The organism is Sandarakinorhabdus rubra (genome assembly GCF_010994245.1).
Taxonomy (GTDB): Bacteria; Pseudomonadota; Alphaproteobacteria; order Sphingomonadales; family Sphingomonadaceae; genus Sandarakinorhabdus; species Sandarakinorhabdus rubra.
The window spans coordinates 1-12,436 of the sequence record NZ_WMHO01000063.1; the positions used below are offsets into that span (position 1 = coordinate 1).

Consider the following 12,436-nt stretch of genomic DNA (forward strand, 5'->3'; position numbering starts at 1 on the left):
CCAGGCCGGAGGCGGCCATCCCGGCGCGCGCCTTGGCCAGCGCCGCCTCGGCCGCGGTGCCGGCGCGCGGGGTGGTGCCGGTGAAGGTGCCGAAGGCGTCGGTATCAATGGCCACCGCTTCGACGATGAGGCCGAGGCGGCGCCGCAGCGGCGGGGCGAGCGCGCGGTCCTTGCCATGCTGCGTCGCCAGCGCCGCACACTGGCCGTGATAGGGGTGCAGAACAGGGTTTTCAGGCAACGAAGCGCCAGTCCAGCATCTCGCCGGCATGGAAGGGCACGATCTCGGTGCCAGCGGCGGGCAGGCGGGCGGGAACCGGCGTGGGCACCCGCTCCAGCGTGATCCTGTCCTCGTTCAGCGGCAGGCCATAGAAGCGCGGACCATGCTCGCTGGCAAAGCCCTCCAGGCGCTCCAGCGCGCCTTCCTCCTCGAACACCCGCGCATAGGATTCGATGGCAAAGGGCGCGCAATAGATGCCGGCGCAGCCGCAATCGCTTTCCTTGGTCTCGATGGCATGGGGGGCGCTGTCGGTGCCGAGGAAGAATTTCGGATTGCCGCTGGTGGCGGCCTTGCGCAGCGCCTGGCGGTGCAGCTCCCGCTTGGCCACGGGCAGGCAATAGAAATGCGGTCGGATGCCGCCTTCGAACATGGCGTTGCGGTTGATGGCCAGGTGGTGCGGGGTGATGGTGGCGGCGATGTTCGGGCCGGCGTCACGCACGAAATCCACCGCGTCCTTGGTGGTGATATGCTCGAACACGATCTTCAGCGCCGGGAAATCGGCAACGACGCCCTTCAGCACGCGGTCGATGAACACCGCCTCGCGGTCGAACACGTCGACGCTGTGATCGGTCACCTCGCCGTGGATCAGCAGGGGCATGCCCGTCCGCTGCATGGCCTCCAGCGCCGGATAGATGTGCCGCACATCGGTCACGCCCGCCGCACTGTTGGTGGTGGCGTGGGCCGGATATAGCTTCGCCGCGGTGAACACGCCCTCGCCGTGCCCGCGGACCAGCTCGTTCGGGTCGATATGGTCGACGAGGTAACAGGTCATCAGCGGCTCGAACGTCAGGCCCGGCGACACGGCAGCGCGGATCCGCTGCCGATAGGCGGCGGCGGCGGCCACTGTTGTTACCGGCGGCTTCAGGTTGGGCATCACGATGGCGCGGGCGAACTGGCGCGCGGTGGCATCGGCCACGGCGGCGAGCATCGGCCCGTCGCGCAGGTGAACATGCCAATCATCGGGGCGGCGCAGGGTCAGGATCATGGCGCAGGCGATACGCGAGGCCGGAGCGCAACAAAAGCCCCCACAGCGGCGCAACGGCAGTCGCGGCTCCGGGAAGATGCGTAAAGCCTTGCCGGCCCATCGGCGCGATAAGGGCCAACCAGATGGCAGGTGGCCGGGTAGGTTGGCAGCGCATGAAGAACATCCTCCTGCACATTCACGATGACGAGGAACAGGGCGCCCGCCTGGCGGTTGCCAGCGATCTGGCCCGGCAGACCGGGGGCCACCTGTCGTGCCTGCAGGTCACCCCGGTAGAGGCCTTTGGCGGCGATCCCTATGGCGGGCTGTTCGGCATGGCCGCCCTGATCGACACGATCCACGACTCCGGCAAGGCGCTGCGGCTCGACATCGAACGGCGGCTGGCCGGCGAAGGCGTGCCGTGGGACTGGCGCTGTTTCGATGGCCACGTGGTCGAAACGCTGATCGAGCAGGCGTTGTTGGCCGACGTGGTGGTGCTCAGCCAGCCGGGTGCGGCGCGCCGGGGCCGGCCGCCGGCGGCGATCGTTGGCGACATCGTGCTCTATGCCCGCTGCCCGGTGTTGATGGTGCCGCAGGGCCATCGCAGCTGCGACCTTGATGGCCCGGCGCTGGTGGCCTGGAACGGATCGGTAGAGGCCGCTCATGCGCTGCGACTGGTACTGCCGCTGCTGCGGCGGGCGCAGCGCGTCCACCTGGTGGAAGTGAGCGATGATGCGATCGGCGCACCGGCCAGCGAGGCGGCGTTGTGGCTCTCCCGCCATGGCATCGTGGCTGATGTGCACGACTGGCCGGCGAAAGGCCGGCGCATTTCGGTGGCGCTGCTCCACGCGGCGGCCGAACTTGGCGTCACCTACATGGTGATGGGCGCCTATGGCCACAGCCGCCTGCGCGAGACGGTGCTGGGCGGGGTGACGCGCGAGCTGATCGCCACGGCCGGCGTGCCGCTGCTGATGGCGCACTGACTTATCGCATTGCAGCATTGAAATCGGTTGCGGTTCCGGCACTATCACGGCTGCCATGTGTCCGTTCCGCCGTGACGAGAGTGCACTACCGGCCCTGCTGCCCGACAGCGGGGACGCCCTGCAGCGCACCATCCTCGCCACCGTGCCCGATGCCCTGATCGTGATCGACGAGGCGGGGAGCATCCTGCTGTTCAGCGACGCTGCAGCCCGCATGTTTGGCTATGCCACCGAGGAGGTGATCGGCCACAATGTCCGGATGCTGATGCCCAATCCCGATCGCGACCGGCATGATGACTATATGCGTCACTATATGGAGACGGGCGAAGCCCACGTGATCGGCATCGGCCGCGTGACGAGGGCGCGGCGGCGTGACGGCAGCAGCTTCCCGATCGAACTGGCGGTGGGCGAGGCTCGGTCCGAACGTGGCCGTCTGTTCACCGGCTTCATCCGCGACCTCACCGAGATCGAGCGCGCCGAACGACGGCTGAACGATCTCCAGTCCGAACTGTCCCACATCAGCCGGGTCTCCGCCATGGGCAGCCTGGCCAGCGCGCTGGCCCACGAGCTCAACCAGCCGCTGACTGCCATTGCCAGCTATGCCGAGGGCGCGCGCACCCTGCTGGGCGAGGCCGGCACGCCGCCGTCCGAAGACATCGCCATGGTGCGCGAGGCCCTGGCCGAAGCCAGTGCCGAGGCACTGCGCGCCGGACAGATCGTGCGCCGCCTGCGCGAGTTCATCAGCCGCGGCGAGAGCGAAAAGCGGGTGGAAAAACTGCGCCGGCTGGTGACCGAAGCCACCGCGCTGGCGATGACGGGTACCGGGCAGACCGGGATCGATGTCGAGATCAGGCTGGATCCGGCAGTGGATCTGGTGATCTGCGACCGCATCCAGATCCAGCAGGTGCTGCTCAACCTCATCCGCAACGCGGTGGAGGCGATGCAGCGCTCGCCGCGCCAGAGCCTGGAGATCCGCAGCCGCCCGGCGCGGGGCGGGAAGGGCAGAGCCGGCCTTGCCGAGGTGGTGGTGTCCGACAGCGGGCCAGGCCTGTCGCCCGACATGGCCGCCGTGCTGTTCCAGCCGTTCAACACCTCGAAGGAGAAGGGCATGGGGCTGGGCCTGTCGATCAGCCGCACCATCATCGAGGCGCACGGCGGGCGCATCTGGGCCGAACCTTCGGAGTTCGGCGGCACCGCCTTTCACTTCACCCTGGAACGTGCCGAGGAGCCCCAAGATGGCTGACCATATGGCTGATACCATGGCTGATACCATTGCCGGCCCGAAGATTGGTCCCCGTGTCTACCTGGTCGACGACGAAGCCGCCGTGCGCCGCTCCGTTGGCTTCATGCTCAAGACGTCGGGCTATGAGGTCGAGACGTTCGAGACCGGAGAAGCCTTCCTGAAGGCCGCCAGCCACCTGCCGCCTGGCTGCGTGCTCCTTGATGTACGGCTGGGCAGCATCGATGGCCTTGCCGTGCAGCAGGCCCTGAAAGACCGCGGCATCATGCTGCCGGTGGTGATCATCACCGGCCATGGCGATGTCGCGCTGGCGGTGCGCGCGATGAAGGCCGGCGCAGTCGACTTCCTCGAAAAGCCGTTCGAGAAGGCGGCGCTGATCGCCAGCATCGAGAATGCCGGCCGCCGCAACCAGGGCCGCGCCGAAATCTCCCTGCTGGCCGAACAGGCACGCGCCCAGTTGAACGCGCTCACCCCGCGCGAACGCGATGTGCTGGCCGGGCTGGTGGAGGGCCAGTCGAACAAGGTGATCGCCTATGACCTGGGCATATCCCCGCGCACCGTCGAGATCCATCGTGCCAACCTGATGTCGAAGCTGGGGGTGGCCTCGCTGTCCGATGCCCTCAAGATCGCCTTCGCCGCGCGGCTGGGCGACCTGGCCGGCGCTGCCCATGGCCCGGCATCCTCAGAGCCAGCCTAGGTATTGCTACTGAGGCGGCAGCGCCGCCTTGCTGCGGTACAACATGGCAGTCGAGCGCACGGGAGGTGCCGCCACCTGATGCATCAACTGGCCATCGTCTATGATCACCCCCACTGGTTCCAGCCGCTGTTCGCCGCGCTGGAACGGTCCGGGATCGATTATGTCGCGGTCGCCACCGAAGGCCATGGTTTCGATCCGATCGGCGGGCGGCCGCCGGCGCCGGTGATCTTCAATCGCGTGGCGATGAGCGCGGCGCAGCGCAGCCGCCGCCATCCGGTCTATTATGCCATGGCGCTGCTCGATCACTGGGCGGGGCAGGGCGCGCTGGTGTTGAACGGCGCCGATGCCATGGCCTATGATGCCAGCAAGGCCCGGCAGCTGGCGTTGATCAACCGGCTTGGGCTGGCGGCCCCGGCGACGCGCGTTGTCCATGATGAAGCCGCGCTCTTGCGGGCAGCGCGGGCGATCGGTTTTCCGCTGGTGGTGAAGGCCGATATCGGTGGCGCCGGGTCCGGCGTGGCGCGTTTTGACGATGCCGCGGCGTTGGCCCATGCCATTGCCGCCGGGCTGTTGCCAGCGACAGTCAATGGTGTCTGGCTGTGCCAGGCCCTGGTGCGGCCGCGCGGCGGGGTGACCACCCGCGTCGAGATCCTGGGTGGGCGCTATCTTTATGGCGTGGATGTCACGGCGGCCGAGGATGCGCTGTCGCTGGCCACACCCGATGCCCGCATGGAGCGGTTGGCGCGGCGCCGCGTGGTGCGCGCCGAGCCGCCGCCCAGCCTGATCGCCGCTGCAGAGATGCTGGCCCGCGAAGCCGGCATGGAAGCTTGCGGGATCGAGTATATGATCGACGATGCCTGCGGCACGCCGCGCTTTCACGACATCAACGGCCTGTCGCTGTTCGTGGCCAATCCGCAAGACGTGCTCGGCTGGGACCCGCATGACCGGCTGGTGGAGCATTTGCGCCATCATATCCGCCGCATGGGCGGCTGAACGGATCAATTGCGTGGGCGTTCGCGGTTGCGCGGCGCGGCCCTGCCGCCTAAGGGCATCGGCATTGCACACCACCTGCGAGCCGTCCCCCCATGAGCCGAGAGATGAACCGCACTTCCGCTGCCCTGAACCGCATCCAGCCTTCGCCCACCATCGCGGTGACCAACAAGGCGGCCGAGCTGAAGCGCCAGGGCCGTGACATCATCGCGCTGGGCGCCGGCGAGCCGGATTTCGACACGCCGGACTTCGTGAAGGAGGCCGCGATCGCCGCCATCCGCGCCAACCAGACCAAGTATACCGGTGTCGATGGCACGCCCGAATGCAAGGCCGCCGTGCAGTTCAAGTTCAAGCGCGACAATGGTCTCGATTACGGCCTTGATCAGATCAGCATCAATTCCGGCGGCAAGCACAGCATCTTCAACGCGCTGCTGGCAACGCTCGACGCCGGTGACGAGGTGGTCATTCCGGCGCCCTACTGGGTGTCCTATCCCGACATCGTGCGCCTGGCCGGGGCCACCCCGGTGGTGATCAATTGCGGCGTGGACCAGGGCTTCAAGCTGACGCCGGCCCAGCTGGAGGCCGCCATCACGCCGGCCACCCGCTGGTTCATCTTCAATTCGCCCAGCAACCCCACCGGCGCTGCCTACACGCGGGCCGAGGTGAAGGCGCTGGCAGAGGTGTTGATGCGCCACCCCCAGGTGCTGGTGCTGGCCGACGATATCTATGAGCATATCGTCTATGACGGCTTTGATTTTGCTTCGATCGCCACCGTTGAGCCCGGTCTCTATGACCGCACGTTGACCATGAACGGCGCGTCCAAGGCCTATGCGATGACCGGCTGGCGTATCGGCTTTGCCGGCGGGCCAGCCTGGCTGATCAAGGCGATGGCCAAGCTGCAGTCGCAATCCACCTCCAACCCCTGTTCCATCTCGATGGCCGCCACGGTGGCGGCGCTGACCGGCGACCAGGGCTTCCTCGCCGAGCGCAATGCCGCCTTCCAGCGCCGGCGTGACCTGGTGGTGGCCATGCTGAACCAGACCCCGGGGCTGATCTGCCCGCGCCCGGAAGGCGCCTTCTATGTCTATCCCGACTGTGCCGGGCTGATCGGCAAGACAACACCGGCCGGCACCGTGCTGGCGACCGATGAGGACGTGGCCGCCTATCTGCTCGAGGCCGAAGGCGTTGCCGTGGTTCACGGCGCGGCCTTTGGCGGCTCGCCGGCCTTCCGCATCAGCTATGCCACGGCCGACGACGTGCTGGAGGAAGGCTGCCGGCGCATCCAGCGGGCGGTGAACGCGCTCTCGTGACCTGATGCGTCTTGCCCTGTTCGAGCCCGAGATCGCCGGCAATGTCGGCGCCGTGTTGCGGCTGGGTGCGTGCCTCGATGTGCCGGTGGACCTGATCGAGCCGCTGGGCTTCCAGTGGGACGATGCCCGCGTGCGGCGCACGGCGATGGACTATATCGATCATGTCAGCGTCACCCGGCACCGCGACTGGGCGGCATTCCAGGCCAGCATCGGTTCCGCGCGCCTGCTGTTGTTCACCACGCGGGCCAGCCAGTCCGCCTATGACTTTGCCTTCGCTGCCGATGACGTGCTGCTGTTCGGCAAGGAAAGCGCCGGGGCGCCTGATCATGTCCATGCCGCTTCCAGCGCCCGCCTCAGGCTGCCGATGCGGGCCGAGGTGCGGTCCCTGAACCTCGCCATGTCAGCCGGGCTGGCACTGGGCGAGGCGCTGCGGCAGACCGGAGGCTTGCCCGGCTAGAGCCGCTCCGCCCACAGCGGCGCCAGCGGACCGGCGGCGAAATCGACGCGGTCGATGCCGTAGAAGAGGTGTGTGACCGGCCCCGTGGACAGTGTCACGTTCATCACCCGGTCGAGCAGCCGCGCCCCAATGCGGGTGATGGCCGTGCGGGAGCGGATGTTGGTCTCCCCGATCATGAAGATCACCTGGTCCACCGTCTGCAAGGCGTGGCCGACCATCAGTGCCTTCATGATGTGATTGCTGCGTCCGCCCCAGTGGCGGCGGGCAAGGAAGGTCCAGCCCACCTCCACTTCGCCCGCCTGCGCGCGGCCATGGTCAAAGCGCGAGCTGCCGATGATGGCGCCGCTCGCCGGCTCTTCGGCGACCAGCATGCCGCCACTGGCGAGGCCATCGTTGAAGAAGGCGCGGAACACCGGTTCCTGCCAGCGATCATGGGCCGGATGGCCTTCCCAGATGCCGGGATCACTGGCCGTGGCATACAGTGCCGGCCAGTCTTCGGTAGTGGCCGGGCGCAGGCGCAGCTGCGGATGGGCGAGGACAGGCTGCCGGTCCAGCATCAGCGCGCCAGCTCCACTGCGGCGTGGATGGCAAGGCCGATCAGCCCACCGATCAGCGTGCCGTTGATGCGGATGAACTGCAGATCGCGTCCCACGGCCTGTTCCACCTTGTCGGTCACGGTCGCGGCATCCCAGCCGCGCACGGTTTCGGACACCAGCTTGACGATGCTGTCGCCATGTTCGCGGGCGAGGCCGGCGACGGCGCGGCGCAGGGCGGTGTTGAGGCTGCGCTGCAACGCCGCGTCGTCGGCGATGCGGGTGCCCAGCGCTGCCAGCGCGCCGCCCAGCCGGTTGCCGCTGTCATCCTTCAGGCTGGTGGCCAGCGCGGTGCGGGCGCCATCCCACAGGCCCTTCACCCAGCCTGCCATGGCGGGATTGGCCAGCAGATCGTCCTTGAAGCCTTCCACCCGTGCCTGGGCTTCGGGAAAATGCCTCAGATCGAAGGTCCATTGCGCCAGCGCCTCGGCCAGGCGCAGCCGCACCGGGTGATCGGGATCGTGGCGGATTTCCACCAGCAACCGCTGCACCGACGTGATCATCGTGGACGACATCGATTCATCGGCGCCCGCCAGCCGCAGCAGCCAGTTGGTGCGTTCCGTCACCATACCGCGGATGGTTGGCGCCTCGTCCACGATCGTCGCCAGCCCCCAGTCCACCGCAGCGTCGATCAGCAGCTCATGCCGCCCCCTGGTCACCAGCGTATCCACCGCATCGGCCACCACTGGCGCCAGCCGCATCTCGGCCAGGCGGCTGCGAGCCATGTCCTCCACCAGGCGAGCGAAGGCTGGATCGTCCAGCCCCTCGACCAGCTGGCCAATCAGCGGCGCCAGGCCCTTGCGGCGATTGGGGCTACCGGCCGCCGGAGGCTCAGCCAGCCAGCGCGCCAGCGCGCCCGCCATGTCGGCATCGTCGAGCCGGCGGGCGACAACCTGGGGCTTCAGGAAATTGTCCTTCAGGAAGCTGGCCAGCGTCTCGCCCAGCCGGTCCTTCTGTTCGGGGATGATGGCCGTGTGCGGGATCGGCAGGCCCAGCGGGTGCCGGAACAGCGCGGTGACGGCAAACCAATCGGCCAGCCCGCCCACCATCGCGGCTTCGGCAAAGGCCCGCAGCCACGGCATCGCCGGATGCAGCAGCGGCCAGCGCAGGGTGATCGCGAACAGCACCACCATGGCCGCCAGCAGCAGCGTCGCCACCGCCCGCATGCGGTGGAAGGGGGAAACCGGCAAAAGGCGGTTCAGGGCAGGCTCACTCCGCAGGCGTTGGCCGGGTGAGCTTAGCAGCCCCTTCGTTGTTGGTGAACCAGCGCTTCATGCGCGGCGCCAGCCATTCCTCCACCGAAACGGCAATGGAGAACCCGGCCGGCACGATGACAAGGGTGAGGGCGGTGGACAGGATGAGGCCACCGATCACCACCACGCCCATCGGCGCGCGCCACGAACCGTCGCCGCCCAGCGCCAGCGCCACCGGCAACATGCCGGCCACCATGGCGATGGTAGTCATCACGATTGGCTGCACGCGCTTGTGCCCGGCTTCCAGGATGGCCTCGCGCTTGGGCACGCCCTTCTCCATCTCCTCGATCGCCATGTCGACAAGCAGGATCGAGTTCTTGGCAACGATGCCGAGCAGCATGAGCAGCCCGATGAACACCGGCATCGAGATGGCATCGCCGGTGATGCCGATGGCGATCAGACCGCCCAGCGGCGCCAGCAGCAGCGACACCATGTTGACGAACGGCGGCAGGACCCGCTTGTAGAGCAGCACCAGCACGGCAAAGACCATCACGATCCCGGCGACCACGGCCAGGATGAAGTTCTGGACCAGCTCGCCCATCCACTTCTGCATGCCCAGCTTCACCATCTCGATACCGGGCGGCAGATCGCTGAGGGTGGGGAGGGCGTTCACCTTCTCCTGCACCTCGCCCTGCACCAGGCCGGGTGCCAGATCGGCACCGATCAGCACGCGGCGCTGCTGGTTGAAGCGGCGGATTTCGGTGGGGCCGGCGCCGAAGCTGATATCGGCCACAACCTTCAGCGGCACCGAGCCGCCGCGCAGGGTCTGCACCGGCAGGTTCTCGATGGTCGCAAGGCTCTGCCGCGACGCTTCCGGTAGCATCACGCGGATCGGAATCTGGCGGTCGGCCACGCTGAACTTGGCGACATTCTGATCGATGTCACCCAGCGTCGCGATGCGGATGGTCTCCGACAGCGCTGCGGTCGTCACCCCCAGTTCGGCAGCGAGATCGAGCCGCGGCCTGATGGTGATCTCCGGCCGGTTGAGACCGCCTTCGATGCGCGGCTGGCGCAGTTCCGGCATGCCGCGCATCTCGTCCACCACCTTCGCAGCGGTGCGTTCGAGCAGCACGGGATCATTGCCGGTGAGCGTCACGCCGATGTCGCGGCCGCCGGGCGGGCCGTCGGACTGCAGGGCAAAGCCGATGCGCGCGTCGGGGATGGTGGCCAGTTCGGGTGCGATGCTGCGCTCCCACTGGGTGCGGTGCATGCCGCGGTCCTTGCGCAGCGTCAGGTAGATGTTGGCGCTGCCCACCTCGATATCGGCGAACGCGATGTCGAGCGCCGGCGACTTCTCGAGAATGGCGACGGCCTTGTCCACCACCGCTTCCGTCTGTGCCAGCGTCACGCCGGGCGGCAGGCTGATGGTCACCTGGCTGCTGTCGGTATCGACATCGGGCTGGAAGGTCTTGGGCAGGGCGATGAACAGCACGACGGTGAGCGCCAGCGCGGCGCCGCCGATGCCGAACACCGTCTTCATCCGGTTGTCCAGCGCCCAGTTCAGCGCCTTCATATAGCTGTCCACCCACTTGCCGGTGCCATGTTCTGCCGAGCCATGGCTCTTCAGGAAATAGGCGGCCAGCATCGGCGTGATCAGGCGGGCGACAGCCAAGCTGATCAGCACCGCGACGGCAACCGTGGCTCCGAAATTCTTGAAGAACTGGCCGGAAATGCCCGGCATCAGGGCGACGGGCAGGAACACCGCCACGATCGACATGGTGGTGGCCACCACCGCCAGCCCGATCTCGTCGGCGGCGTCCATGGACGCTTGATAGGCGGTCTTGCCCATCCGCATGTGGCGCACGATGTTCTCGATCTCGACGATGGCATCGTCAACCAGCACGCCGGCCACCAGGCTCAGCGCCAGCAGCGAGAGCTGATTGAGGCTGAAGCCCAGCCAGGCATCGATGAACCAGAAGGTGGGAATGGCCGACAGCGGGATCGCCAAGGCCGAGATCAGCGTGGCGCGCCAGTCGCGCAGGAACCACAGAACCACCAGCACGGCCAGGATGGCGCCTTCGATCATCGCATTGATCGCTTCGCGATACTGCGCCTTGGTGTAATCCACCGAGGTGTAGATCAGGCGGAAATTGACCTTGGGATATTCCTTGCGCAGCTTGTCCATCTCGGCGGTGGCGGCATCATAGACCGTCACGTCCGAACTGCCCTTGGCCTTGGACATCGAGAAGCTGAGCACCTGCCGTCCGCCCAGCTTGGAGATGGAGCGCTGCTCGGCATAGGCATCGCGCACCTCTGCGATGTCGCCCAGGCGGACGTTGCGGCCGAGGCCAAGGCTGATCTGGGTGGCGGCCAGCCCGACCGCGCTGTCGGCATTGCCCAGCACGCGCACCGATTGTTCGGCGCCGGCGATCTCGGCGCGGCCACCGGCGGCATTGAGGTTGACCTGGCGCAGCTGCGCGTTGACCTGGGCAGCGGTGACACCAAAGGCCTGCATGCGATCGGGATCCAGGATCACGCGGATCTCGCGGTTGGCACCGCCCGAGCGCTTGACCTGCGCCATGCCGGGAATGCCCAGCAGCCGCTTGGCGACCGTGTTGTCCACGAACCAGCTCAGCTCCTCGAGGGTCATGGCCGTCGATTCAACCGAGATATAGGCGATCGGCCCGCCCGCGATGTCGAGCCGGTTGACCTGCGGCTGCAGGATGCCCTGCGGCAGATCGGAGCGGATGTTGGAGATGGCATCGCGCACGTCGTTGACGGCGCGGTCGATCGGCGTGCCGATGGCGAACTGCACCATGGTGCGGCTGCTGCCTTCGGAGACGAAGCTGTTCACCTCGTCCACCCCGGTGATGTTGCGCACCGCCGCCTCGACGCGCTGGGTGACCTGGTTCTCCAGCTCCTCTGGCGCGGCGCCGGGCTGGGTGACGATCACCTGGGCGCCGGGAAACTCGACATCCGGCTGGTTGTTGATGTCCATCGCCTGGAAGGACAGGATGCCGGCCAGTAGGAGCAGCGTGAACGCCACCAGCGGTGGCACCGGGTTCTTGATCGACCAGGCCGAGATGTTGCGCATGGGTCCAGTCCCGGCGTCAGCGGGCGGCGACAGGCGCGGTGATCGGCCGGATGCGGTCACCCGGCTTCAGGAAGGCGCCGGCACTGGCCACCACCTTCTCGCTGCCATTGAGGCCGCGGGCCACACCAACGCCGGCATCGCTGACCATGCCAACGGTGATCGCGCGGCGTTCGACACGGTTTTCCTTGCCCACCACGAACACATAGTTGCCGCCGGCGTCGGCCAGCACCGCCGATTGCGGCAGCAGCGGCCGCGCCGCTTCGCCGGCATCGATGCGGGCGCGGGCAAAGGCGCCCACGCGCAGGCCCGGCGCATAGTCGATCTGGATGCGGGCAACGCCCTGGCGGGTGTTCGGATCGATCACCGGATCGAGCAGCCACACCTTGCCGCGATAGGACTGGGTGGACCCGACCGGCGTGACCGTTGCGGTCACGCCCGGCTTCAGGCGCGCCAGGTCCTGCTCCGCCAGAGTGGCGCGCATTTCCAGCATGCCGCCTTCGGCAATCCGGAACAGCGCCCCGGTGCCGGGGCCGACCACCTGGCCAGCCTCGACATTGCGGGCCAGCACCAGGCCGGCCGACGGCGCACGCACGTCCAGCCGGTCGGCGCGCTCGCGCGCGGCGCCGAGCTGGGCCTTGGCGACA

Annotated in this window: 12 protein-coding genes; 6 read left to right on the forward strand and 6 right to left on the reverse strand. The window is 67.7% G+C overall.

Annotation, left to right across the window (positions count from 1 at the left end; genetic code table 11):
* The coding region (locus tag GJV64_RS05720; RefSeq protein WP_408014967.1) for a hypothetical protein at positions 1 to 238 on the reverse strand (238 nt) is incomplete at its 3' end.
* Positions 231 to 1,262 (reverse strand): dihydroorotase, encoded by a 1,032-nt coding sequence (gene pyrC / locus GJV64_RS05725; protein ID WP_164156319.1) that lies wholly within the window; start codon positions 1,260 to 1,262, stop codon positions 231 to 233. The genes GJV64_RS05720 and pyrC, both read right to left, overlap by 8 nt.
* Positions 1,263 to 1,414: 152 nt before the next feature.
* Here pyrC and GJV64_RS05730 point away from each other — a divergent pair, with 152 nt between their 5' ends.
* The 6 genes from GJV64_RS05730 (at position 1,415) to GJV64_RS05755 (ending at position 6,912) form a co-directional block, all read left to right on the forward strand.
* Positions 1,415 to 2,221: a universal stress protein gene (locus GJV64_RS05730; RefSeq protein WP_164156320.1), complete on the forward strand. Its 807-nt coding sequence runs from the start codon at positions 1,415 to 1,417 to the stop codon at positions 2,219 to 2,221.
* Between the two features lie 55 nt (positions 2,222 to 2,276).
* Positions 2,277 to 3,461, forward strand: a complete 1,185-nt coding sequence (locus GJV64_RS05735) for a sensor histidine kinase (protein ID WP_164156321.1) — start codon at positions 2,277 to 2,279, stop codon at positions 3,459 to 3,461.
* Between the two features lie 16 nt (positions 3,462 to 3,477).
* Entirely contained in the window at positions 3,478 to 4,155 is a 678-nt protein-coding gene (locus GJV64_RS05740) for a response regulator transcription factor (protein WP_164156322.1), read from the forward strand.
* 78 nt (positions 4,156 to 4,233) lie between these two features.
* Positions 4,234 to 5,148, forward strand: coding sequence for an ATP-grasp domain-containing protein (locus GJV64_RS05745; RefSeq protein WP_164156323.1), 915 nt, complete (start codon positions 4,234 to 4,236; stop codon positions 5,146 to 5,148).
* 104 nt (positions 5,149 to 5,252) lie between these two features.
* Complete coding sequence (locus tag GJV64_RS05750; protein ID WP_164156324.1) at positions 5,253 to 6,455, forward strand: pyridoxal phosphate-dependent aminotransferase; 1,203 nt, start codon at positions 5,253 to 5,255, stop codon at positions 6,453 to 6,455.
* Between the two features lie 4 nt (positions 6,456 to 6,459).
* On the forward strand, positions 6,460 to 6,912 hold the full coding sequence (locus GJV64_RS05755) for a tRNA (cytidine(34)-2'-O)-methyltransferase (RefSeq protein ID WP_164156325.1): 453 nt from the start codon (positions 6,460 to 6,462) through the stop codon (positions 6,910 to 6,912).
* Here GJV64_RS05755 and GJV64_RS05760 read toward each other — a convergent pair.
* The 4 genes from GJV64_RS05760 to GJV64_RS05775 form a co-directional block, all read right to left on the reverse strand.
* On the reverse strand, positions 6,909 to 7,469 hold the full coding sequence (locus GJV64_RS05760) for a GNAT family N-acetyltransferase (protein WP_164156326.1): 561 nt from the start codon (positions 7,467 to 7,469) through the stop codon (positions 6,909 to 6,911). The genes GJV64_RS05755 and GJV64_RS05760 overlap by 4 nt on opposite strands.
* Entirely contained in the window at positions 7,469 to 8,695 is a 1,227-nt protein-coding gene (locus GJV64_RS05765; RefSeq protein WP_235927617.1) for a DUF445 domain-containing protein, read from the reverse strand. Before GJV64_RS05765 ends, GJV64_RS05760 begins: the two co-directional genes overlap by 1 nt.
* A gap of 19 nt (positions 8,696 to 8,714) precedes the next feature.
* Entirely contained in the window at positions 8,715 to 11,792 is a 3,078-nt protein-coding gene (locus GJV64_RS05770; protein WP_164156327.1) for an efflux RND transporter permease subunit, read from the reverse strand.
* A gap of 16 nt (positions 11,793 to 11,808) precedes the next feature.
* Positions 11,809 to 12,436, reverse strand: a 628-nt coding sequence (locus tag GJV64_RS05775) for an efflux RND transporter periplasmic adaptor subunit (protein WP_164156328.1), incomplete at its 5' end; no start/stop codon positions are given.